The 23,575-nt window shown below is 40.0% G+C and carries 22 protein-coding genes and 1 tRNA gene; 6 read left to right on the forward strand and 17 right to left on the reverse strand.

Annotated features, from left to right (window positions below):
• The first annotated feature begins 141 nt into the window (after positions 1–141).
• Positions 142–217, forward strand: a tRNA-His gene (locus QMA00_RS15850).
• A 526-nt stretch (positions 218–743) separates the two neighbouring features.
• On the opposite strand, the gene QMA00_RS15855 is transcribed toward QMA00_RS15850, so the two are convergent.
• From QMA00_RS15855 to QMA00_RS15905, 11 genes are all read right to left on the reverse strand, one after another.
• Positions 744–926, reverse strand: a complete 183-nt coding sequence (locus QMA00_RS15855) for an EAL domain-containing protein (protein ID WP_306302889.1) — start codon at positions 924–926, stop codon at positions 744–746.
• Between the two features lie 215 nt (positions 927–1,141).
• Entirely contained in the window at positions 1,142–2,569 is a 1,428-nt protein-coding gene (locus tag QMA00_RS15860; protein ID WP_290157967.1) for an NAD-dependent succinate-semialdehyde dehydrogenase, read from the reverse strand.
• Between the two features lie 626 nt (positions 2,570–3,195).
• Complete coding sequence (gene fdx, locus QMA00_RS15865; RefSeq protein ID WP_008113929.1) at positions 3,196–3,534, reverse strand: ISC system 2Fe-2S type ferredoxin; 339 nt, start codon at positions 3,532–3,534, stop codon at positions 3,196–3,198.
• A gap of 11 nt (positions 3,535–3,545) precedes the next feature.
• The gene (gene hscA, locus QMA00_RS15870; RefSeq protein ID WP_076923200.1) at positions 3,546–5,408 is read right to left on the reverse strand and encodes a Fe-S protein assembly chaperone HscA; all 1,863 of its coding nucleotides are present in this window, start codon (positions 5,406–5,408) and stop codon (positions 3,546–3,548) included.
• A 41-nt stretch (positions 5,409–5,449) separates the two neighbouring features.
• Positions 5,450–5,977: a co-chaperone HscB gene (gene hscB / locus QMA00_RS15875; RefSeq protein ID WP_008467673.1), complete on the reverse strand. Its 528-nt coding sequence runs from the start codon at positions 5,975–5,977 to the stop codon at positions 5,450–5,452.
• A gap of 70 nt (positions 5,978–6,047) precedes the next feature.
• Positions 6,048–6,371: an iron-sulfur cluster assembly protein IscA gene (iscA, locus tag QMA00_RS15880; RefSeq protein ID WP_008113924.1), complete on the reverse strand. Its 324-nt coding sequence runs from the start codon at positions 6,369–6,371 to the stop codon at positions 6,048–6,050.
• 9 nt (positions 6,372–6,380) lie between these two features.
• Positions 6,381–6,764 (reverse strand): Fe-S cluster assembly scaffold IscU, encoded by a 384-nt coding sequence (iscU, locus tag QMA00_RS15885; protein ID WP_008467675.1) that lies wholly within the window; start codon positions 6,762–6,764, stop codon positions 6,381–6,383.
• Between the two features lie 40 nt (positions 6,765–6,804).
• A complete protein-coding gene (locus QMA00_RS15890) occupies positions 6,805–8,022 on the reverse strand; it encodes an IscS subfamily cysteine desulfurase (protein WP_036981250.1) in 1,218 nt (405 codons plus the stop codon).
• A gap of 24 nt (positions 8,023–8,046) precedes the next feature.
• Positions 8,047–8,538, reverse strand: a complete 492-nt coding sequence (iscR, locus tag QMA00_RS15895; RefSeq protein WP_008113921.1) for a Fe-S cluster assembly transcriptional regulator IscR — start codon at positions 8,536–8,538, stop codon at positions 8,047–8,049.
• A 202-nt stretch (positions 8,539–8,740) separates the two neighbouring features.
• Positions 8,741–9,466 carry a tRNA (cytosine(32)/uridine(32)-2'-O)-methyltransferase TrmJ gene (trmJ, locus tag QMA00_RS15900; protein ID WP_054202357.1) on the reverse strand — a complete coding sequence of 242 codons (726 nt, stop codon included), beginning with the start codon at positions 9,464–9,466 and terminating at the stop codon, positions 8,741–8,743.
• 574 nt (positions 9,467–10,040) lie between these two features.
• Positions 10,041–11,261 carry a hypothetical protein gene (locus tag QMA00_RS15905; RefSeq protein WP_290157973.1) on the reverse strand — a complete coding sequence of 407 codons (1,221 nt, stop codon included), beginning with the start codon at positions 11,259–11,261 and terminating at the stop codon, positions 10,041–10,043.
• Between the two features lie 280 nt (positions 11,262–11,541).
• Here QMA00_RS15905 and QMA00_RS15910 point away from each other — a divergent pair, with 280 nt between their 5' ends.
• The gene (locus QMA00_RS15910) at positions 11,542–11,991 is read left to right on the forward strand and encodes an antitoxin Xre/MbcA/ParS toxin-binding domain-containing protein (RefSeq protein ID WP_290157975.1); all 450 of its coding nucleotides are present in this window, start codon (positions 11,542–11,544) and stop codon (positions 11,989–11,991) included.
• Between the two features lie 618 nt (positions 11,992–12,609).
• Here the strand turns inward: QMA00_RS15910 and cas6f are convergent.
• From cas6f to QMA00_RS15940, 6 genes are all read right to left on the reverse strand, one after another.
• Positions 12,610–13,221, reverse strand: a complete 612-nt coding sequence (gene cas6f / locus QMA00_RS15915; protein ID WP_290157976.1) for a type I-F CRISPR-associated endoribonuclease Cas6/Csy4 — start codon at positions 13,219–13,221, stop codon at positions 12,610–12,612.
• Between the two features lie 2 nt (positions 13,222–13,223).
• Positions 13,224–14,276 (reverse strand): type I-F CRISPR-associated protein Csy3, encoded by a 1,053-nt coding sequence (csy3, locus tag QMA00_RS15920; protein WP_290157978.1) that lies wholly within the window; start codon positions 14,274–14,276, stop codon positions 13,224–13,226.
• A 14-nt stretch (positions 14,277–14,290) separates the two neighbouring features.
• Entirely contained in the window at positions 14,291–16,378 is a 2,088-nt protein-coding gene (locus QMA00_RS15925; protein ID WP_290157980.1) for a type I-F CRISPR-associated protein Csy2, read from the reverse strand.
• A gap of 4 nt (positions 16,379–16,382) precedes the next feature.
• Positions 16,383–17,612: a TniQ family protein gene (locus QMA00_RS15930; RefSeq protein ID WP_290157982.1), complete on the reverse strand. Its 1,230-nt coding sequence runs from the start codon at positions 17,610–17,612 to the stop codon at positions 16,383–16,385.
• 92 nt (positions 17,613–17,704) lie between these two features.
• Complete coding sequence (locus QMA00_RS15935) at positions 17,705–18,313, reverse strand: hypothetical protein (RefSeq protein WP_286891594.1); 609 nt, start codon at positions 18,311–18,313, stop codon at positions 17,705–17,707.
• A gap of 87 nt (positions 18,314–18,400) precedes the next feature.
• Positions 18,401–18,607 carry a type I restriction enzyme endonuclease domain-containing protein gene (locus tag QMA00_RS15940; protein WP_356947895.1) on the reverse strand — a complete coding sequence of 69 codons (207 nt, stop codon included), beginning with the start codon at positions 18,605–18,607 and terminating at the stop codon, positions 18,401–18,403.
• A gap of 651 nt (positions 18,608–19,258) precedes the next feature.
• On the opposite strand from QMA00_RS15940, the gene QMA00_RS15945 reads away from it, so the two are divergent.
• The 4 genes from QMA00_RS15945 to QMA00_RS15960 all read left to right on the forward strand — a co-directional run.
• Positions 19,259–20,779: a type I restriction-modification system subunit M gene (locus QMA00_RS15945; protein ID WP_290157987.1), complete on the forward strand. Its 1,521-nt coding sequence runs from the start codon at positions 19,259–19,261 to the stop codon at positions 20,777–20,779.
• Entirely contained in the window at positions 20,769–22,028 is a 1,260-nt protein-coding gene (locus tag QMA00_RS15950; protein ID WP_290157989.1) for a restriction endonuclease subunit S, read from the forward strand. Before QMA00_RS15945 ends, QMA00_RS15950 begins: the two co-directional genes overlap by 11 nt.
• Positions 22,025–22,924 carry a GIY-YIG nuclease family protein gene (locus QMA00_RS15955; protein ID WP_290157990.1) on the forward strand — a complete coding sequence of 300 codons (900 nt, stop codon included), beginning with the start codon at positions 22,025–22,027 and terminating at the stop codon, positions 22,922–22,924. Before QMA00_RS15950 ends, QMA00_RS15955 begins: the two co-directional genes overlap by 4 nt.
• A 23-nt stretch (positions 22,925–22,947) precedes the next feature.
• Positions 22,948–23,575 (forward strand): type I restriction endonuclease (locus QMA00_RS15960; RefSeq protein WP_290157991.1); only part of this gene is annotated, 628 nt, incomplete at its 3' end.

Raw genomic sequence — 23,575 nt, forward strand, 5'->3', positions numbered from 1 at the left:
CGCTGCCCGTTGCCCGTTGCCCGTTGCCAATAGCTTAAATATAGAATACTTAAAATAAGTTTAATTTTTTTGATTTTTTGCTTCACAAGCATGGGGATATTATGTATTATGCGCGCCACACCAAACAAGGTGTATGTAGTGGCGGTTGTAGCTCAGTTGGTAGAGCCCCGGATTGTGATTCCGGTTGTCGCGGGTTCGAGCCCCGTCAATCGCCCCACTATTTCTAAGTATCCTCAGTAATATTCAAAGTTAATTCATAACTTCATTATTAAAAATCAAATTATAGTTTATCTATTTGATACACCGAGAAAAGCCACGAGCTGCGTGTAACGGGCTACTCTTAACCCTAACACCGTGCTACATGTGCGCGGCGTAAAGCCCGCCTACAAAATATTTTTTACCACAGAGAACACCGAGGCGCTACGCGCTACACAGAGAAAAGCCACCGGCGGATAGCGGGCTATAAGCCCTAGCACCTAGTCACTTTAATCACTTCCTCTGTGTTCTCTTTACCTCTGTGGTAAATAAAATAACTAAAAAATATAACAATAAGCCGCCCTGCGGCTAACGTGAGCAAGCTCTACGTCTACAAAAAATTTTAATTTACCCGCGCCACGTCGCTCGTAACCTTTCGCCTTTAATCTTTAAAAAAGTTACATGTGCGCGGCGTAAAGCCCCGCCTACAAAACAATTAAAACGCGGTGGTTCCCCGAAACTCGGTGCCCGCGCTCCGTTGCCGTTTATTAAAGGCGCTCTTTCCACTGTGCAATAGGGATTGGCTTTGAAAATAAGTAGCCTTGAAACAAGTCGCAGCCACGTTGTTTTAAGTAATTGAATTGCGCCGTTTCTTCAACGCCTTCTGCCACGCTATTTACGCCAAGTGCGTTGGCCATGTCGATGATCATGTTTACAATTGTTAGAGTAATTTTAGACCGAAGCGATAAGGTTCGCCAAAAAAGGGGCTAAAAAAATGCCACCAAATGGTGGCATTTACACACGGGGGTATTTCTACTTATAGAAATTTTTTTACTATTTTGTTACGAAAAATATATATTAAAAAGGTAACATTTAGCCCATTATCTAGCAACATTTAACCGAGTTTTATCTTACAACCATTAACTCATCGGTACAGTCTTAACCATTACACCTTAATACATACGTATTTTTCTTCTAAGTACTCATCTAAACCCTGATGCCCGCCTTCACGACCAAGACCTGATTGCTTTACACCACCAAACGGCGCAACTGGGTTTGATATAACGCCCTCATTTACACCTACCATGCCAAACTCTAGCCCTTCGCTTATACGATAGATTTGTTTAATGTTTTGGCTATAAAAGTACGCAGCTAATCCATAAGGGACGTCATTAGCAAGCGCAAGTACTTCGCTTTCTTCATCAAATGGGATCACCGTTAATACAGGACCAAACACTTCTTCGTGATAAATATCCATTTGTGTAGTGACATTGGTGACTATTAATGGGTTTTGAAAACTGCCACCTAAATTGCTGTTATCTCCAATTAACGTAGCGCCTTTATCAAGAGCGTCTTTAATCAGTTGTTGCACTTTCTCTTTTGCTTTGGGGTAAATAAGCGGCCCTATGTCGGCATTTTCATCAAAACCGTTCGCAACTTTGAGCGCAGCGACTTTGGGTGTTATTTTTTCAAGCACGTAATTTAATATATTACGCTGAATAAAAATACGATTTGCTGCAACACAAGCTTGTCCTGAGTTTCTAAATTTGGCCGCCATTAATCCATCAATCGCATCGTTAATATCAGCATTATCAAATATTATAAACGGGGCATTTCCCCCCAATTCCATTGAAGTACGCTTTATTGTAGATGCACATTGAGAGAGTAACTGCTTACCCACCCCGGTAGAGCCAGTAAAAGTAAACTTACGTACGACCTCTGAGTCTGTCAGCATTTTACCAACGTCTTTAGCGTTTTGTGATACCAACACATTAAATGCGCCTTTAATAAAGCCAGCCTGATCAGCTAAATACGCTAAAGCGATAGCACATAATGGTGTGTGCTCAGAAGGCTTGAGTATAAAACTACAGCCCGCAGCATAAGCAGGGGCAACTTTTCGAGTTACCATAGCAACAGGAAAATTCCATGGCGTAATACCTGCTACCACGCCAATAGGTTGCTTGAAGCTAGTTAAACGATGACTGTTATCGGTGGCGGGGATCACATCGCCATAGCTGCGTTTAGCTTGTTCTGCAAACCACTTGATAAAGCCGGCGCCATAATCTATTTCACCAAGCGATTCTTTAAGCGGTTTTCCCTGCTCTTTAGTCATAAGTGTAGCAAGGGTTTGTTTGTGCTTGATCACCAACTCATACCAGCGCATCAAGGTGTCACTTCGCTCGGTTGCATTGGTGGCTTTTAATTTTACAAACGCGCCTTTTGCTGCTGTTATGGCATTTTTTACGCCTTGCTCGTCAATATCACTTACATCAACAATACTTTGTTCGGTGGCCGGATCATCAACGCTAAAGCGTGAGTTGGTTTGATAAAATTCACCGTTAATAAACGAGTCTGAAAAAATAAGATCACTCAAAATATACCTCCGAAATGGGTTTTGGTTTTTGGGCCTCGAGCCTCGAGCCTCGAGCTTCGGGCTTCGGGCTTCGGGCTTCGGGCTTCGAGCTTCGGGCTTCGGGCTTCGGGCTTCGGGCTTCGATAAATTAAACAGCCTTATGGTTAACACTACAAGAGTTATTATTTTAATTTACCCGCCGCCCGTAACCCTTTACCTTCAACCTTTGTATTTATTCACTTCCTCTGCGCACTCTGTAATCTCTGTGGTAAATAAAATTACTAACAAACGCGGAATAAAACCGCTTTAAAAAGCATATGCACAAAGAGAAGTGAATGAGAAGAAAATGAGAAAGCACTAACCATTAGCCTGAGTGATTAATTGTTTTGTCACTTCCTCTAAAAGCGCAGCGTCTCTTAACCTCTTTGTGCATAATTTTATTACCTTTAACCACATTTGCGCGGCGTAAAGCCCCGCCTACAGGCTATTTTAATTTACCCGCGCCTCGCAGCCCGTCGCTCGTAACCTTTTGCCTTTCGCCTTTAACCTTTAAAAAAGACGCGGAATAAATCCGCTGCTACCAAATACAAACAAAAAAGCCGCTGTATCAAACAGCGGCTTTTAATATAATAGTCGTTAATTAAAAACTAGTGTTCTTCATTAACGATATTGAGATTGTACTTAGGTATTTCAACCACTAAGTCTTCATCTCTAATGATTGCTTGGCAACCTAAGCGCGATTCAGGCTCTAAACCCCATGCTTTATCTAGCATGTCGTCTTCTAGGTCATCACTTTCATCTAATGAGTCAAAACCTTCACGGATCACTAAGTGACAGGTTGTACATGCACATGATTTTTCACAGGCATGAGGAATGCTAATGCCATTTTTAAGCGCGATATCAAGTACCGTTTCGCCAGCGGGCGCTTCTATTGCAGCACCGTCAGGACACAACTCCGGATGGGGAAGAAAAACAATTTGTGGCATTCTAATCTCTCTTATATATTGTCTACTGACTGGCCTGTTAAGGCTTTTTTAATTGATGCATCCATTCTACGCGCGGCAAAATCACTACTCGCATTGTCCATTTTTTCAATGGCTGCTTTAATTTCACTTGGCTCTTGTGCACTCTCGCGTACTTTTGCAAGTTCGTTTATTTCCACTTTCAGCGCAGCTAGTTGCTCAGGCTCAAGTAAATCGCCATCAGCAGCTAATGAGGCTTCCATGGCTTCTATTACACGAAGCGCTTCAACTTGTTGCTCTTTAAGCATACGCGCTTGCATGTCGCCTTTAGCGTTACTCATCGACTCTTTAAGCATATTAGCAACTTGGTCGTCAGACAAACCAAACGACGGTTTTACTTGTATTTCTGCTTGAACGCCGGTTGATTTTTCCATGGCTGATACGCTTAGTAAACCATCAGCGTCTACTTTAAAGGTAACGCGAATATGCGCCGCTCCCGCAGCCATAGGTGGAATGCCTTTTAAGCTGAACTTTGCCAGCGATCGACAATCGTCAACCAGTTCACGCTCACCTTGTAATACATGCAACGACATAGCCGTTTGACCATCTTTAAACGTAGTAAATTCTTGCGCACGTGCAACTGGAATAGTGGTATTGCGTGGAATGATTTTTTCAACCAAGCCACCCATGGTCTCAAGTCCTAACGACAACGGTAACACATCCAGCAATAACATGTCTGAATCTGGCTTGTTACCAATTAATACGTCAGCTTGAAGCGCAGCACCCAGTGCAACAACACGATCAGGGTCAATTGAAGTCAGCGGCTGTTTATCAAAAAATTCACCGACTTGAGTACGCACTAATGGCATACGGGTTGAACCACCAACCATTACAACTTGTAATACTTCTTGATTTTCAATACCGGCATCTTTTACTGCACGACGACATGAGCGGAGCGTTTTTTTAACCAGTGGCATAGCGAGCTCATTAAATTTTTCTCGCGTTACTTCAACCATGTATTTTTCATCGTCAAACTCAAGGCCAACATTCACTTTTTCGTATTGGCTGAGTGCTTCTTTACAGGCTTTGGCTTTATTAATGAATAAGCGTAATACCGAAGGAGATAAGCCCGTCACGCCAGTTTCTTGTTTTAAGTAATCAACTAATAATGAGTCAAAGTCGTCGCCGCCTAGGCTAGAATCGCCACCGGTGGCTAGCACTTCAAACACGCCTTTATTGAGACGCAGAATAGAGATATCAAAAGTACCGCCCCCTAAATCATAAACGGCGATAATACCTTCTTGCCCCGAATCTAAACCGTAAGCAACGGCAGCGGCAGTAGGCTCGTTTAGTAAGCGCAGTACATTAATACCGGCAAGCTCAGCCGCATCTTTGGTGCTTTGACGTTGTGCATCATCGAAATAGGCTGGTACGGTGATAACCGCGCCTAAAATATCTTGATTACCAAAGCTTTGTTCTGCACGTGCTTTTAAGGCACCTAAAATATGACTTGAGGCTTTTACTGGACTGATTTTTCCCGCAGCCGTTTCGATAGCCAATGCACCATCATCATCGCAAAACTGATAAGGCAGTTGGCCATAGCTTTGTTCTATTTCGGTTTGCGTTTTACCTAAAAAACGCTTCACTGAAATAAGCGTATTAACCGGATCGAGTGTAGCTGCTTGCATTGCATCATTACCCACGGTAATGCCGCCAGCTTGATAACGAACCACTGAGGGTAACATCGCTTCGCCTGACTCATCAGTAATAGTGCGTGCTTCGCCGCTTTGTACGGTTGCCACTAATGAATTTGTAGTGCCTAAATCAATTCCAATGGCTAATTTGTGTTCATGTGGTGCCGCGCTCTGCCCCGGCTCAGCAATTTGCAATAATGCCATAATGCTCTTTAAACTCGTGTTGCTCGCTTTGCAGCAAGTAATTAATCGTCAAATAAACTGTCTTCAATGCGTTCAAGTTCGTCTTGTAACTTATATACAAATTTTAATTTGCGAATGTTGTCAGCAGCGTGTTGATATTGTTGCTCATCGTTGCTTGCAAGTTGCTCAGCCAATTCGTTGCTATACTGGGCTTTTAATTGCTTTATTTGCGACTCAAAATTAGCAATAGCGGCCTCAGGATCACTTGCAGAGGGAAGTTCTTCAAGCTCTTCGCGCAGTTCCATTTGTTGCATCAAGAACATGGGATCTTGCAGTGTTTGCTGCTCAGCGCGAATATCAACGCCCAGCTCGCTCAGCATATATTCTGCACGTTTAACCGGATGCTTAAGTGTTTGTAATGCGTCGTTAATTTCAGCGGTACTTTGTACGGCCATTAATTTATCACGACTGCTGGCATTAGCATGACGATCAGGGTGTACAGCACGTTGAAGTTCTAAGTAGTGCTTGTTGATCATTGCTAAGTCAATATTGTAGTCAACCGGTATTGCAAATAACTCAAAATAACGCATAACTTCTCACAAATGACAAAGCCCTACATTAACTGGCAGGGCTTATTTATATCTTAAAACAAGTTTGAGCTTAAACGGTAAAGCTTTCGCCACAGCCACACTCATCGGCTTGGTTAGGGTTATTAAATTTAAACCCTTCATTTAAGCCTTCTTTAGTGTAGTCGAGCTCAGTGCCGTCGATATAAACTAAGCTTTTAGCGTCAACAATTAAAGTAACGCCTTTGGCCGCAAATGTTTCATCGTCATCGTTTAGCTCATCAACAAACTCTAGAACATAAGCAAGACCTGAACAGCCCGTCGTTTTAATGCCAACTCGCAGGCCAATGCCTTTACCACGGTTTGCTAAAAATGATTGTACGCGGTTTGCTGCCGCATCTGTCAATGTCACTGCCATGAATATCTCTTAGTTTGTATGTTTGCTTTTGTAATCTGCAATTGCTGCTTGAATTGCATCTTCGGCTAAAATTGAGCAGTGAATTTTCACTGGTGGTAATTCTAGCTCTGCGCTGATATCGGTATTTTTGATAGTCGCAGCTTCGTCTAATGTTTTGCCTTTAACCCACTCTGTTACCAGCGAAGATGAAGCAATTGCGCTACCACAGCCGTACGTTTTGAATTTTGCATCTTCAATAACGCCGTCTGCCGATACTTTAATTTGCAATTTCATTACGTCACCACATGCTGGTGCGCCTACCATACCCGTTGCCACTGACGGATCATTTTTGTCTAGAGCACCTACGTTACGTGGGTTTTCTACGTGGTCGATTACTTTATCACTGTAAGCCATAATTCTATCCTCACTACCTGCTAGGTATGGGCTCCACTAATTAGTGGTGCGCCCATTCAACTGAATCTAAATCAACACCTTCTTGGTGCATTTCCCAAAGAGGAGACATTTCACGTAAACGGCCAATCGAGTTTTTTATTAGCTCAACGGTGTAATCAATCTCTTCTTCGGTGGTAAAACGGCCAATACTAAAACGAATCGAGCTGTGCGCTAGCTCGTCGTTGCGACCTAATGCACGTAATACGTAAGAAGGCTCTAAACTTGCAGATGTACAGGCTGAACCTGACGATACCGCAATATCTTTAACAGCCATTAATAACGACTCACCTTCAACAAAGTTAAAGCTAATGTTGACAATACCAGGTACTGATTGGTCTTGCGTGCCGTTAAAGTACACTTCGTCCATATCCGTTAAAATGCCGTCGATTAGGCGTTTACGCAACGCACTGATGTGTGCGTGATCTTTTTCAAAATCTTGTTTTGCAATTCTAAATGCTGCGCCCATACCCACTAATTGATGAGTTGCTAATGTACCAGAACGCATACCACGTTCATGGCCGCCACCGTGCATTTGTGCTTCTAAACGTGCACGTGGTTTACGACGAACATACAAAGCACCTACGCCTTTAGGGCCGTATACTTTGTGCGCCGAGAATGACATAAAATCTACTTTGGTTTGTTGCACGTCAATTAAAACTTTACCCGCGCTTTGTGCTGCATCTACATGGAACATAATTTTACGTTCGCGACACATTTCACCAATAGTATTGATGTCTTGGATTACACCTAGCTCGTTATTTACATGCATAATACTTACAAGCACGGTGTCGTCACGCATGGTGTCTGCTAATTTTTGCAGATCAAGTAGGCCGTTTTCTTCAACGTCCATGTAGGTTACTTCAAACCCTTGACGCTCAAGCTCACGACATGTGTCGATAACCGCTTTGTGTTCAGTTTTAGCGGTAATAACATGCTTACCTTTTTTCTTGTAAAACTGAGCTGCACCTTTAATAGCAAGGTTATTTGATTCTGTTGCACCCGATGTGAATACAATTTCACGTGGGTCTGCATTAATTAAATCAGCAATGTCAGTGCGTGCTTGGTCAACGACTTCTTCAGCTTGCCAACCAAAACGGTGTGAACGCGATGCTGGATTACCAAAATTACCGTCCATAGTCAGGCACTGCATCATTTCTTTGGCAACTCGTTCGTCAACGGGCGTAGTTGCTGCGTAATCTAAATAAATCGGTAACTTCATTTCTCTCTCCGCTGCAGGTCAACCTTAAAGTTGACAGCTTACTTGAATATTTTCCAACTGCTTAATTGCATCATTAACGCTGTTTTCTTGGCGAAGAGCGACCGCTTTAACGTCCGACTTTTCGACCAGTTCAGCTAAGGTAATATTATTTAAAAATTCTTCAATTCGTGCGCTTAAGTCTGACCACAATGTATGGGTTAAACAACGCATACCACTTTGACAACCAGTATTGCTTCGCTGACACCGTGTAGCGTCAACAGATTCATCTACCGCATTGATAACATCGCCAACTGAAATTACGTCAGCCTCACGTCCTAGTAAATAGCCCCCACCAGGACCTCGAACAGAACTCACTAGCCCATTTTTACGTAAACGGGCAAATAACTGCTCAAGATAAGACAAAGAAATTTCTTGGCGCTGCGAAATATCTGCAAGCGCTACAGGGCCTATATTTGCATGTAGTGCAACATCCAGCATGGCTGTAACGGCGTATCTGCCTTTTGATGTTAACTTCATAACGCCCCCCGCACAAAAGAGTGCAAATTTTAATTACCAGAGTAGATTAGTCAAGTATTATCCTGATTGGCTAGCCTCGAATGCCAGCCGATAAACTTGTAATACCCGACTGTTTTGGTCAAGTATTGGGTCTATTGTAATTACCTGAGTAATTTAGTCAAGTATTAGTAGAGCAATAAAGGGCGCTATTTATAACTAATTGCTATTTTATAGACTTATTAATTGAGGTAAGAATACCTCGTAATATGTTCATTTCAGCATCTTCAGGGCGAGCACGATTAAACAAGCGACGTAGCTTAGTCATTACCATGCCTGGGTGCTGCTTAATGATGAAGCCTGTTTTAAACAAGGTGTCTTCAAGATGTTCGTAAAACAGCTCTGTTTGTTTAGACGATGGATATAGGGTTTCGTCTTCTTCTTGTTCCGCTTTAGGCTGTTGATTTAAAAACGCCATACGCGTTTCATAGCATAAGGTTTGTACTGCCATGGCTAAATTTAGCGAGCTGTATTCTGGGTTAGCAGGAATACATACATGGTAATTACACAGTTGTAATTCTTCGTTTGTTAAGCCACTGTTTTCACGACCAAATACAAGTGCTACAGGGCCATTTACAGCTTCGCCAACAAGCTTTTCACCACATTCACGCGGCTCAACCATAGGCCACGATAATGTACGCGAGCGAGCACTAGTACCAATAGTTAATGCACAATCAGCAATGGCATCGGCAACCGTATCAACAACAACAGCATTACCAAGTACATCAGTCGCACCTGCAGCCAGTGCGCTGGCATGGCTATCTATTTCACAGGCAGGATCTACAAGGTATAACTTTGATAATCCCATGGTTTTCATGGCACGTGCCGCAGAACCAATATTGCCAGAATGTGATGTGTTTACTAAAACGATGCGAATATCATCTAAGATCATTACAGTGCTACTTATCGAGTACAAAAAAATTGCGCAAATTCTAGCATGAAAACGCGCTGAGATCCTATATTCAATAGTTGAGATCTAAAAGATCAGTTCGGGGTTCGGGGTTCGGCAGGATTGTGTTTGGTATTAATTAAAAAGCAATTCGTCATTTATTTATTCATCACCTAACCCTTCAACTCTTGATAAAGCAAATTATAATTGGCAGTTACACAACATTAATTACACCCTCGGAGCCTTTACCCTATACGCGGCATAAAGCCCCGCCTACAAAATAGTGTGCGCCACCACATCAGCCTTAGTTTACCTCGCACACGTTTTAGGCTCGAAGCCCGTGTCGCTGCAAGCAAAGGGTGACATACACTGGATAGGCGTATCAGTAACTTACAAAGAGCGTGCTACCATTCACTGGCATAAAGTACAACCATACAGTGACATAGTGGGTAGCATAGTTTATGCTCAATTAAACCAGCTCTCATTGCGTTGGCACAATTATTATTTTCCGATGCAAAATTTGACAGGTTGCTAGCTGGGCTACACAAAATTGCAGCCCATGCCTCCTTAGTGACTTCTAGACTTGAATTATCTTGATAACAGGCTCGCCATATTTTTCGAGATCGTTCTTTGTTAGCCCGCTGATAACAATTGTACTTTTCCTAAAGCCTCCTTGAGTGAGTAACAACCAAGAATTACTAGGTTTTTCAGAATAGCTGCAGCTCACATGACAATCAACATTCCCTGCAATAGTTATAAACGAACTTTTATTACCAAGCGAAGCAACCAACCTTATTTCCACACTCTGCATTATATCAAACAGCCTTCCAGAGTAAGGCTTTGGAGAACTTGATGAATCTGCATAACTTTCAGACACAACAATTCTGTTTTTATCACGATTCATGTGTCCTGAGGATAATGCTATAGGTCGTCCTTTGTAGCTATCGAAGTACTCATTAATTAGCTTTAGTGGCGCTCTAGGATTTATATTCCAGCTAACAGGTACCCTGATACTATACGTCCCACCTTTTTCCTGAGAAACTTCTAGATCTCCGGTAGATAAAGATATATTCGACTTTATTGTCTGTAAAAGCCCTTCCTTTATCTCTGCCTTAGCTTGCTCGAATTCAGAGCCACTTTTCATGGCTTTCGCCAACAATGAATTTTTTGATGAGGTCTGGGACGCTGGTGAACTAACAATTAGTTTAGTGTTGCTACTACCCCTTTGGATTTTTGCCGTTTGCATGTTGCCTTCTTTTACTATCTTGGCATGCATAGTTTTAAGTGAGTTTATAATCTTGTCTTTTGTTTCAATGTCTTTTTCTAGCTTTGAAACCAAATTTTCAATTGAAGAGTGTGATTTTTTTACCTTGTCGAGATCTTGCTTTAGTTTCATACACACGGTGAGACTAACCAGAGCTATCAAACCGAAAATTCCGAGCAATAGCTTGGTCTCAAATGCAACGGGTTGTGGACTAGCCGTTTTGATTTCTACCGTTTCCCGCTGGCGCCGAGCTGCTGCCTCCCTCTCTTCTATGAAAAGCACCTTCTCGAGCCCCGTAGTGACTTCTTCCACCGTATTTTTAAATGCTGAGATGTCATCTATATCACCATCTTCGTGCACAACTTTATTTCTAACAGAAGCTATGTATCTCGCCTGTTTCAAAATATCAGCAGGAATACGGCTCTCCACCGAGGTTAGCAATTCGTGAAGTCCTCTACCTTCAGCTTGAAATTGATCTTTAAGAATTTTTTCTATTTTCTTTGAGCCCATCACAGCAGCTTCAATTGTACTCATTATAGTCGTTCCTTCTGTTTAAACTGAGTAAGTTTAGGTATGCCCAATTTGTTTGTTAGCATTGATAAAAAACCGGTCCAGATTATAAATATAATGAATATAAAAGTCGATGAGTTGGGCGTGTGAGCTTCAATATCAACAAGCTTTGGCGAGTATGATAGAAACACGTGATAACTCAATGACCGCTTTGTTTTAGTTGAACTAACAGTTGTAAACCGACTATCAGCCAGTTACTTGAAATGCTACATTAAGTATAACTTTAGCAAGCTTAGAGATGTGTATGCCTAGCTATATTCAACTTAGTGCTAATCGTAAATTTGTAGAGATGCTCAGCGATGGAAAAATTAATTTAAACTCAAACCCTTTGGATGAAATTGAATTGATCCAGCGTGGCTTAGATATAAACTGTGTTGAGAAGTTTAGACTTGAGTTACGCTGGGATCTGCAATCGTTTACTAAGGCGATTGGTACAAAGGCAAAAACTTACGGGCGTCACATAAAAGAACATAAACGTTTAAATACAACCTTGAGTGAAAATATCGTTGAATTAGCTCATTTGGCATCGGCTTGTATTGATTACTTTGAGAGTATTGAACGGTGGAACACATGGCTAAATACACGCTCTTTGCAATTTAGCTCCGAAATGCCTTTGACGTTTGTTAACACTATTGCCGGACGGAAGTTGATCAAAAAAACTGTAGACAACCTCAACCACGGTTATAATGCTTGAATTGAAAATTCCTGTTTTTGTTTAAAGTAGCTTGATATTAGGAACTTCTAAATTATAGAGCAACAGGCTTAACGATAAAGTATTGTAGCGGGCGACTAATTTTGGCCACTGATTTGTACTTCTAGCAATTATATTTTCTGATTCATTGGTTTTAGCTCACCAATATTATTTATTGGGAAACTTAATACTCTCTAAAAACAGAGAGAGTAATCTTAAATATAAATCAACTTATTAAATCAAAAATAAAATACCAGCCCTCAAATGAAAGGCTGGTTTTATATTGCTAGCAACTGCCTTTTCGGCAGAATTACATTAACGTAAACATCGAAACGATTGTTTTTATCTTCAGCTGCCTACTCGGCAGGTCACTTAAGTACACGGTATATGCACACTTAACGGATATCTTCAGCTGCCTATACGGCAGGTCACTGAAATTCACATAGCCAAGCGTTTTGGATTCAATTCTCAGCTGCCTATACGGCAGGTCACTATAAAAATAGCTAACCTTATTTATATAATTCATATAATTAAAAAGCAAATTCAATTTTACCCATGTTTTTATATGTTTGCTCAGAGAGTATTAATATCAATGACTTATAATAACGCTATAAATAAAGGTTAATTACTATCTATTAAGGGTGATAAATCAGGAACCGTGCCTTTAAACTTTTCATTTGAGGCAAACCCATAATTACTAAAGTCTGGCTCTGCTTGGCAGTCGGCATTTTGCTTTTGAATATGCAGAATATAATCCTCTTGTGAGCTTTTACTAGTCATAGCTACCCTATGAAATATATCAATCTCTCTTGGAGCTTCGATCTTTTTAGGATTAAAATTTTCACCTCTTGCTAACGCTCTTTTTTGCAGGCGCTTTAATCTTCTTCTACTTTCACCTGTGAATATTTTTGCTACCGCCTGATTACGTATAAAACATACTTCTTTGCAGCTGTCAGGAACGGCTAAAATTTGGCTTATTTTAAAAAAGCTACAATCTTGCATGTCAACAAAATATGCTTGCTCTTTAAGGCTGTTTAAAATCTCCATGTCCTTATGAACAAAAGCAATTACATTGCCAATTGATGAATCAGACCACGCAGGAAACGTAACTCCCATCCCTTCAATATTATGCTTTAAAATAAACCCATGCATAATAGAAATACAACGGCCAGTAAGCAGTGCTAAATTAGCTTGTTTTGGTAAAAAGTGGATTGTGAAGTAATACCTTGCCATAACTACGCCTTTTTAGCTTCCGCTTTTTTCTGGAACATTCCACCCTTAATCAATACAGAAAATAAATAATAAATAGCTGGGTCTATATTTTCATTTTTATTAGTAATGCAATTTTTAAGGGCTGACAAATACCATTCAGTATTTTTAAAAATAGAATAAAAGTTCTGCTCAGAATTGGGAGGACGTCGGGCAATGCCTATTTCTTTATCTGCACCAAACTCATGCACACGTAACCTTTTACTTGCATCCTCATCCCACCAATCATCTATTGACTGAAGCGCCGCACCTATTTTTACTGAATTAAAACTTACAGCGTAACGGCCATCTGCACATTTAGCTTTTACAAACTGTTTAGAAGCCTCTCCTTGCTTAACTTTATCGTTAAGAATTTGGCTTGGGTAAATCTCTTGGCAAAATGAGGCTTCTATTTTCGCGCTTATATCAGCACTCCAAAACACATTGGGATCAGTTAATGCGCTCTCAATTTCATTACTTAGTTCTTCCAATACTTTTTGATCAGCAGGAGCCCATTTGCTTTCCCAAGCCAGCTTACGAGTGTTATCGATTAAGTAACAATTCCCTTTGCTGGTTTTAATTTCAATTTGAGTGTTGCCAGTGTTTTGATTACGCCAAAGCCATGTACCTAACAAAATATTTCGACAATATCTTACTGCTAACTCTTTATAACCACCGCATTCTTTAAATGTTGAGGCCAACTCTTTTAATAAAGAAAAAACATCTGGGTCACTACAGCCTGAAGGGACCAATGAGTTAGCCTGAACTCTCAAAGAAAACCGACAAAATATATGCTCCACATTTGGAGGTACATAGCACTCTTCTAGAGTTAATATATTATTATGTGTTAAGTCCTGAGGTGAGATATTTTTTGGTGAAAACTGCGGAGTAAATGCTTCAGTAAAACCAGATTTTGGGCCTCTAATCTTATTTACGTCAGCCTCTAGAGGAACAAAATCAGAGTCAGCCGTTTTATAAAAAAATACAGCTTTACCAGGGTAAAGCGAGCGATCATATTTTAATATATTACATAATTCCATTAACTATTTTCCGGTTAAACTTTTTTCATTAGCATAAACTTTTCTTGCGCATCTAGCATCCAAAAAGCACTATTAAAATAGTTACTAATACCTTTTAACCTAACACTAATGGCCGTTTCGTATTTCACCACTCCTATTGCTGGTTCAGCATAGCAATGTAGCTTTTCAAGCGATCCTACTCTGGCTTTCGGTTCAGTGAGTAACATATACCCCATCATAGATGGGCTTAGTTTAGAGTCACTATTTAATAATAAGAGTAGCTCATCTAAATCCTGTATTTTGTGCTCAGTTGGCATAACCCAACAACCAGATAAAGGGAGTCGCCTTAACTTTTCAAATAACTGATTTTCATTACTATACAAACAGCACCAATTTATATTTGAATTAAGCTCAGGCTGATGCATAACACCACCTGCAAAGTTAGATGGAAAATGCGCTTTCAAAATATCTGGCTCGCTATCTACTGCCTGTAAATCATCATCATAGCCATCAATATGTACTATTAAATCAAATACCAAGTCACAGTATTTGCCATCAATAATTCCTGGGCGCTTAAGCTTATTTTGCTGAGCGCCTTGCAGGCTAAGTTCAGGGAGTTTTTTTCCTGCTACAGTAGAATAATCTCTAATAAACCAAGAAAAAGATGTGAACCGTAAATTTGTCCCAAGCGCCTCATTAAGTTTTCTTTGGTAGCTATGAAGCATGCCCCAAACAGCGGTTAAAGATGGAATACCTGAGCAGTAAGGGTTTGATAATGCTTGCGCATCAAACACGCGTATACCGCTTAAATGTAGATAACGATAATGTTCATCATCTTCTTCAACCAGTTCGTTTTTTTGATTTGTAAGATTAATAAGTAGCCATTGTAAAGCTGCTTTCAAAGGGCTCATTAATTTAGGATGAAAAGCATACCTTTGTGTCATGCTCACTCCGCCAAGCGTTTCATTTAGTAACCTAAATAAAGAAATAGTTAGCGAAGGGAGTTCATTGTCGGGTAGCGATAGTATTTTATACTCTAGTTGGTCTGAAGCACTCTCAAGCTTTTCTAAGTCATGCCCATTCTCAATAACGTCCAAGCGCCATTCAAATACAGGTGAAAACCATTCTAAAAGCGTGTTTCTTACCTCTTTAATACTCTTAACTTTTTGTTGTCTACGTTGTTTAAGAGCCAAAGCATTATTACTAAATATAATACCCTCTAAAGCTTTAATGAATTCCGGTTTTAATAGTGCCCCTACGTTAAATACTGCTTGCCCATTGTGTAATTTAAATGTTCGTGAGTTATTTAAACCATGATATTTACTTCGTATATAAGGAGGGTAATTAAGCACATTAACAACCCCACCTAAGGAAGCAGCTAACATACTGACAGCAGCAGGACGCGTAAACTCTACACTGCTAAATCGAGCTTGTTTTTCAATTGCCGCTTGCTGAATTTTTGATTGAACTACATGGCTGATAACAGGCGTAACAGCCACATAACCATCATGATAAGGCATTCTTACTTGGCGAGAATAGCGGTCAACAGAGTCGGGAATGACCTCTTCAGGCAATGATTTTTTAACGGTTACACATAAGCTTTTAAATGCCTTAACGGATAACCCAAGAGAGGTAAATGCGGCTTTCCAGTTATCTGAGTACGTAGCTAATACTTGCGCCAAACAGTAATCTTCATCTTTCCATTTAAAGTAACTAACAAATAATTTAGCTACATTTACCTTAGCAGAGTCATGTGACCAGCCATAGGTTTTTGTATAGTTAGCACTACTCAAAACATAAGATTGCAGCGGTGGAGGCTCTACGGCTAAATTTTGCTTACTTACTCTAATATCAGGGTACTTTAAATTATGAGTATGAAACCACGCTATTTCCTTAATACATTTATTAATATGGTCTTCACTTTTTAAAGCCTGTTTTGCTAGCTTTTTATCCAGCAAGTCATCAACTTGGTTTTTTCGATAAGTCAGGTTTAACAAAATAATCAGAGCAACGGCTTCGCTGCCTGTTATATCAATCATTGCCGTATAAGGGCTAAAAGCACGACGTAATAATCTATCTCGCTCAGTGGTGTCTATAATCTCTAGCAGTTCTTTTAAATGCATATACTCACCATGCCGACAAATACATTCTAGCTTTATCATTTCCAAAACTGGTTTTGTACTCTATAACATGCCTTAAAAAAAACACGCCCTTATAGGGGTTGATCCGCTGGTTCATTTTATGACGAGACGCCGTTTGCAAAATACCATCTTGGTACAACCTATAAACCTGCTCTACTGAAGTGCCTAACAAAGTTGCAGCCTCCAATACACTTACTAATAAGTCTGCTGCGTTGGGCTTTTTAGTTTTAGGGTTACTCTCAACCAAAGTAACTAAATAATCTAACAGAGCCCTATAAATAAAATGAAGTTCCCTCTGCATTTGAGTACTGGGGCACGACAAAATAGCATCACCGAAAATAAACTTAAACTCTGTTTTATTAAACAAATCTATTAGCTTCATTTCTGCATTTTTATTTAATTCATCGAGCTCTTTGTAAAAAACTGCTGGCCACTTACTAAAATAATCCACAGCATCAACTAAACAAAAGTTATCTGTTTGAGAATACCGCTCCTGATACCAAAGGATCGCAGCAAAGCGTTCTGTAAGAGTAGTGTTGTTAAATAGCGAGTTGCTATCATTGCGCTCACTTTTATCCAGCAATTTATTTAAGTGTTCAATGCTTAAAGTATTTACAGGCGAGGTACTAGCGCTAGAAAGCTCAAAACCGCACAAGCAATGAGTGATTGACTCATTCTCGATATAGTTAATTTGAGCGCAACATTCTGGGCAGTTATGTAGCAAAACACACTGATGTTTAGTGCACGCATTTACCCACTTTATGTGCCAGCTTTGTTTTATGTAAGCTTCTTCTGCAAGACATTGTGGGCATACAGGGATTGAATTAACAGCTCCCTCGGCGTGGTGACGAATAAACCTCAGGGGAATGTCTACGCCATTGTTATATAAAGCGGCGAAGGAGTTAAATTTGAAATCTGACTTTAGCAAAGCCAGTTTTTGTAGCTCGTACCGAGGTAAATCTAGTAGTGTTTCCAGTAGCCCTAAAGCCCGCACTCTAAAGTGGCTATTATGTTTGGCGTGGTATACGTTGAGCCTTTTTAAATCTATCGGGAATGCGCCATGCGCCTCAAAATCAAGCTCATGCAGCTCTTCGCGAATAGCTAAACTCAACCCTTCATACGAGTCAAAAAAGTTCTCAGAAACAACCCGTAACAAGTAACTTTCCAACGATTCGTCAGAAAATGCACGAGCTTTGGGAGAAAATAGAAAAGCCATAAACGCCTTTAAAACTTAGAAATACTAAGTTTTAACTTAAACTATTCTAACAAAAAAACAAGTCAATTCATCAATTTTGATAAGAGTTAAATTCAGTCAGAATTACTGTCTTTTGCTAACGACCAACCAGCTGCGTACAAAATACTTTTGTCTCTTATATGATGATTAATAGTATTTTTGTCGATAACAACTTCTGAACTTCTGACTTTAGGAATTTTGAAACTACTTTCCACACCTAATCCGATTGTAGAGGTGGCTTTTAACTGCTCTATTTTCTCTTCTATAGAAACCTTTCGCGTCTTCGGAGTTTTATATGGTTTTGTTTCCTTTCTTTTTTTGGGTTTTGGTTTAGATCGCCTAATTAGCTTTTTATTTTCGTGTTCAATGAAGCGTTTTTTGGCCACCTCTAAATCAATACTTTTAATAAAATTTTTTAAATCAATAATATCTAACGAATTACTATTAATAGCTTTTTGATGTTTAGCCCTTATATTTTTTCTTATAACCGGTGTTAACCGACACTGACAAGCTCTTAAATAGGAGTAGAATTTACATATTGACTCTTTATTTATTATTGTCTCAATCAGTTTTTCAAATAACAATTCTGCTAACTCAGCTTTATGAGCTGCAATAACTTTTTGCTTTTTTGGAACCACACCTAAGGTTAAAAGCTGCTCTTTAATTATACTCAACTGTTTCACACTCCCTGTTTAGTTGTATTTTGGCTTTAACGTATACAATCAACAAAAAAGTTTCATACTTTCAATAAAGATGCACATCTAAACAACTCAAGCCTCTTTATTCGCTTTTACATTTTGCGCTTGCTCAAATATTTCTTTGTATACTTCATCGCGGCTGATGGGTGGGTATTTAAATTTAGCGAGTATTAAAATCAGCTCTACTTTTAAAGCTGATTTAATATCGTCGCGGTGATTCCAATCAACAAATTTAACTTTGTCATCTACGATTACTTTTACCGCTTGGGCCAGCTCAATGAGCTTATCTTTGGGTAGTCAAAGTCGTATTTTAATGCGAGTGCTTTTAATGCGTCGTAAAAACCTATTTCTCTTTATTACCTAATTCTTTGATGACTATCAAGACCTAAAATGCTGATATAAAATCATTAAGTTCGCTACCTCTTAAATTCAAAGGGACACACAACTTCTCTTCTTTTGATACAAAAACCTGTAAAACAAACAAGCCAAATATCAAAAAACTATCCTTTGCAAATATTAGAATGACAATATTATGTCGTCTATATTAGCTTGCTATTTTTTAATTGATATTCATTTATAAGCCAACATGGCTTTTAACATCATTTTTTAATGAAAAATTAACATTCGCTTCGTCACATTTCATACTTTACTATATTACAGCCAAAGTAAATTGACCTAGTTGCCTATCTCAGACACAATCGTATTTATTAGGTTTTATAGCTTTTTAGGCTTACTCTCATATGTACTTCGAGATGCGTTATTTATCGCAAAAGGCAAAAAATACGACAGTGTTTTAGTACAACAGCTATTAAATCACATAATCTGCCACCACACTTTTCTTCGTGTACTTAAGCAACCGCCATTCATGCACTTGAAAGCGTTGATTAACACAAAACAGATTTAAAAATTACTAATAAGGACTTAAAAAATATGACCACAAGCAATCAAATCAATCAGGATGATATCAATAAGGCGGTGTGGAACGCCTGTGACACCTTTCGTGGTGTGATTAGTGCCGATACCTATAAAGATTTCATCCTGACCATGCTGTTTTTAAAGTACATCTCTGATGTTTATAAAGACGAATACAACAAACTGGTTGCTCAATATGGTGATAACCCTGAGCTTATCCACGCTATGATGTCAAAGCAACGCTTTGTATTACCTGAGGGCGCGAGCTTTTGGGACTTATACGAAAAGCGTTATGAAGCAGGCAATGGTGAGCGAATCGACAAAGCTTTACATTCTATTGAAGAAGCCAACGGTAGTAAGCTTAAAAACGTATTCCAAGACATCAGCTTTAACACTGACCGCTTAGGCCAAGAAAAACAAAAGAACGATTTACTACGCCATTTGTTAGAAGACTTTGGTAAAGATATTTTAAACCTAAGCACAGAGCGTGTGGGTAGCTTAGATATTATCGGTAACGCTTATGAATACCTTATTAAACACTTTGCCGCTGGCAGTGGCGCCACCGCTGGTGAATACTACACCCCGCCAGAGGTCTCAACCCTTCTAGCAACGGTTTTAGAGCCAGTTGAAGGCGACCAAATATGTGACCCATGTACAGGCAGTGGCTCATTGCTCCTTAAATGTGGCGCTATGGTACGTAAAAACTCTGGCTCTAAAAAATACGCGCTGTTTGGCCAAGAAGCCATTGGTTCAACTTGGGCGCTCGCCAAAATGAACATGTTCCTACACGGTGAAGATAACCACCGCATTGAATGGGGCGACACTATTCGTAACCCACTGTTACTTGATAAAGACGGCAACGGCTTATTGCACTTTGATGTAGTAACAGCTAACCCACCGTTCAGCCTCGACAAATGGGGTCATGACGATGCTAGCAGCGACCCATACGGGCGTTTTCGCCGTGGTGTACCGCCTAAAACCAAAGGCGACTATGCGTTTATCAGCCACATGATTGAAACGCTAAAACCCGAAACGGGCCGCATGGCGGTAGTTGTGCCACATGGCGTACTATTTAGAGCATCGAGCGAAGGCAAAATTCGTAAACAACTGATTGAAGAAAACCTGCTCGATACCGTAATTGGCTTACCCGAAAAACTGTTTTTTGGCACAGGTATCCCAGCCGCCATCTTGATATTTAAAAAGCACAAGGCCGACAAAAACGTATTATTTATTGATGCCAGTCGTGAGTTCAAATCAGGTAAAAACCAAAACCAGTTAACGGCAGACAACATTCAAAAAGTTATCGACACCTACAAAGCGCGTGAAACTACCGATAAATATTCATATCTAGCCAGTTTTGATGAAATTGCCGAGAACGACTTTAACCTAAACATTCCACGTTACGTTGATACCTTTGAAGAAGAAGCAGAGATTGATTTAGTGGCAGTACGTACTGAGCGTGTAAAGCTAAAAAATGAGCTGCAAACCCTTGAGTTCGAGATGGAAAGCTACTTAAAGGAGTTGGGTTATGGTGCCTAATGGATGGAGTTTAAAGTTAATTTCTGACACGAGTAAAGTTATAACAGGGAATACCCCTTCAACTAAAATCAGAGAATATTATGGAGGTAATATTCCTTTTGTATCTCCGGCTGACTTAGGTGGTTCAAAACATATTTCTGTTGCAACAAAAAAACTAACGGTTGAGGGCTTTAAGAAAGCTCGATCTATTAGAGCAGGGTCAACTTTATTTACTTGTATTGGTTCTACCATTGGAAAATTAGGTATGTCTGCTACAGAAGTTGCGACAAACCAACAAATTAATGCAGTCGTTCCGTATGACAAATTTGACGATGATTTTATATATTATCAGTTGGAATTACGAGCTGTATTCATAGCTAAGCTTGCTGGCACACAAGCTGTTCCTATAATAAACAAGACAACTTTTGAGAGTCAGAGCTTGTTAGTTCCTGACAGCCTCCCCGAACAACGCAAAATCGCCAAAATCTTATCCACTTGGGATAAAGCAATTAGCACCACCGAGCGTCTAATCGACAACAGCAAACAGCAGAAAAAAGCCCTAATGCAACAACTGCTCACAGGCGCTCATACCCAACGTAAACGCCTACTTGATGATTCAGGTAAACCGTTTGAGGGTGAGTGGGAAGAGGTTAAACTCGGTGACTTATTCTCATTATTGAAGAGTGGGTTATCTCGAAAACTACTGGACGAGAATGTCGGTGTTGCAGTTATTAGATCTAATAATATGGGAAGTCAATTTACAACAAATAAGGATTTGAAATTTTGGTATGCAGATGATCCACAAGGTGCAAATACGCAGAATTATCTATTAGACGATGGTGACATTTTAATAAATTTCATTAACAGCCTCTCTCAAATTGGAAAAACCTGCATTTTTCGAGAAATTGGTGATGTAAAATCCATTTACACAACAAATATTTTGAGAGCAAAGCCCAATACAAGCCTTGTACAAAGGGATTACCTTTTCTATTTAACCAAAACTCAACGGTACTTGTCACATATCAAGGCAATTACAAAACCAGCTGTTAACCAAGCCAGTTTTACAACAAAAGATTTCGGTAATTTTACTTTTAAGATTCCTAGTTTACTAGAACAGCAAAAAATAGCAGCGGTACTTACCAATACTGACAAAGAAATCGAGCTATTAGAACAACAGCTTACTGACCTCAAACAAGAGAAAAAAGCCCTAATGCAGCAGTTGTTAACAGGCAAGCGTAGAGTTAAAGTGGATGACAAGGAGGTCGCATGATCACACAAAAACGCCCCCGCACCATTCAGATATTCTTACCTACAGGCGATCCTGCGGGTATTCGCATTGCCGAGCAAACCACTTCGATTATTCGCTTAATTGAAGTGCCTCGTAGTGATATTGCTGAATTTGTAAAAATGCCAGAAGCCAAGCAAGTTGGGTTGTATTTTTTAGTGTCTGGCGACAACACTTATACAGATAATGACGAGTTGTATATTGGTCAGTCGGGCGATGTAGGCAACCGTTTGATGCAGCACTATAAAGACGAGAAAAAAGACTGGGAGCGTGCATTAATTTTGGTGTCGCTCACCAATAACTTAACGCAAACCCATGTGTTGTATTTAGAATCACTGTCGATAGAAAAAGCAAAGCATTGCCAGCGTTATGAGCTACTTAACGGTAATGGTGGGCAAAAGCCACATACACCTGTTCCGCTTAAAGCCGATTGCGATGAAATTCATGAAATTGGCAGTTTGTTATTAGCCACCCTTGGCTACCCCATTTTTGAACCACTGACAGAAACATCACCTACCAAAACTGAACAGGTGTTTTCTTGTAGCCGCACAGGTGTCGATGCCAAGGGCATTTATACCAACGAAGGCATGGTGGTATTAAAAGGCTCGTCCGCCCCTATGACCACAACGCGTAAAACAGACCAGCGCTTTTACGATAAGCGTGACCAGCTACTAGCCAAAGGAGTAATCGCAGAGCAAGGTGGTCGTTTTGTATTCCAACGTGATTATTTATTCCCTACACCAAGCGGTGCCTCGATGTTTTTGCTACTAGCCAGTTCTAATGGTTGGGTAGACTGGAAAACAGAGCAAGGGGTAACGTTGCATGATCACCAAGGTCGAACATTAGAATCAGCCAGTGAGCAGGTAAGTAACACGGAATAACCCATTAAGGATGATTAGGTATTATGACCACCATTAAGTTTCAAGAAGAATTTAGCGCAAAAATTCCTGCTCTGTCTCTATTAACCAACCTAGGTTACACCTTCATTCCACCGAGTGAATGCGAAGCGTTACGTGGTAATACACTAGCAAACGAAAAGAAAAGCACTCATCAGGTTATTTTGTTCCCTGTAATGCGTTCTTTTTTAGCCAAACAGACATTTTCGTTTGCAGGTAAGCAGCATACGCTCTCAGAAGCGGCCATTGATAAGGTAATGCATGAGCTGAACCCTGCCATGAACCTTGGGCTAAAAGCCGCCAACGAGAAGATTTATGATGCGCTAATGTATGGCGTGAGTATGACGGAATTTATTGATGGTAAAAAAGCATCCCCCACTATTAAGCTGATTGATTGGCATAATATTGATAACAATGCGTTTCATTGTACCGAAGAATTAGTTGTACAAAATGCCGAGGGTACAGGCAACCGTAGACCTGATATTGTGTGTTTTGTAAATGGTTTGCCATTAGTGGTGATTGAGGCAAAACGCCCCGATTCAAACAAGGAAGGTAAATCGACCAACTTTGCAGCAATCTCCCAGCATATTCGTAACCAAAAGCAAGATGAAATACCGCATTTATATGCCTATAGCC

Source organism: Pseudoalteromonas sp. APC 3694, from assembly GCF_030407565.1.
GTDB lineage: Bacteria > Pseudomonadota > Gammaproteobacteria > Enterobacterales > Alteromonadaceae > Pseudoalteromonas > Pseudoalteromonas tetraodonis.

Coding starts and splice junctions, on each gene's coding strand:
- fdx (WP_008113929.1), bottom strand. CDS start 3,534: ATGCCACAAATTGTTTTTCTTCCCCATCCGGAGTTGTGTCCTGACGGT.
- hscA (WP_076923200.1), bottom strand. CDS start 5,408: ATGGCATTATTGCAAATTGCTGAGCCGGGGCAGAGCGCGGCACCACAT.
- hscB (WP_008467673.1), bottom strand. CDS start 5,977: ATGCGTTATTTTGAGTTATTTGCAATACCGGTTGACTACAATATTGAC.
- iscA (WP_008113924.1), bottom strand. CDS start 6,371: ATGGCAGTGACATTGACAGATGCGGCAGCAAACCGCGTACAATCATTT.
- iscU (WP_008467675.1), bottom strand. CDS start 6,764: ATGGCTTACAGTGATAAAGTAATCGACCACGTAGAAAACCCACGTAAC.
- QMA00_RS15890 (WP_036981250.1), bottom strand. CDS start 8,022: ATGAAGTTACCGATTTATTTAGATTACGCAGCAACTACGCCCGTTGAC.
- iscR (WP_008113921.1), bottom strand. CDS start 8,538: ATGAAGTTAACATCAAAAGGCAGATACGCCGTTACAGCCATGCTGGAT.
- trmJ (WP_054202357.1), bottom strand. CDS start 9,466: ATGATCTTAGATGATATTCGCATCGTTTTAGTAAACACATCACATTCT.
- QMA00_RS15905 (WP_290157973.1), bottom strand. CDS start 11,261: ATGAGTACAATTGAAGCTGCTGTGATGGGCTCAAAGAAAATAGAAAAA.
- QMA00_RS15910 (WP_290157975.1), top strand. CDS start 11,542: ATGCCTAGCTATATTCAACTTAGTGCTAATCGTAAATTTGTAGAGATG.
- cas6f (WP_290157976.1), bottom strand. CDS start 13,221: ATGGCAAGGTATTACTTCACAATCCACTTTTTACCAAAACAAGCTAAT.
- csy3 (WP_290157978.1), bottom strand. CDS start 14,276: ATGGAATTATGTAATATATTAAAATATGATCGCTCGCTTTACCCTGGT.
- QMA00_RS15925 (WP_290157980.1), bottom strand. CDS start 16,378: ATGCATTTAAAAGAACTGCTAGAGATTATAGACACCACTGAGCGAGAT.
- QMA00_RS15930 (WP_290157982.1), bottom strand. CDS start 17,612: ATGGCTTTTCTATTTTCTCCCAAAGCTCGTGCATTTTCTGACGAATCG.
- QMA00_RS15945 (WP_290157987.1), top strand. CDS start 19,259: ATGACCACAAGCAATCAAATCAATCAGGATGATATCAATAAGGCGGTG.
- QMA00_RS15950 (WP_290157989.1), top strand. CDS start 20,769: ATGGTGCCTAATGGATGGAGTTTAAAGTTAATTTCTGACACGAGTAAA.
- QMA00_RS15955 (WP_290157990.1), top strand. CDS start 22,025: ATGATCACACAAAAACGCCCCCGCACCATTCAGATATTCTTACCTACA.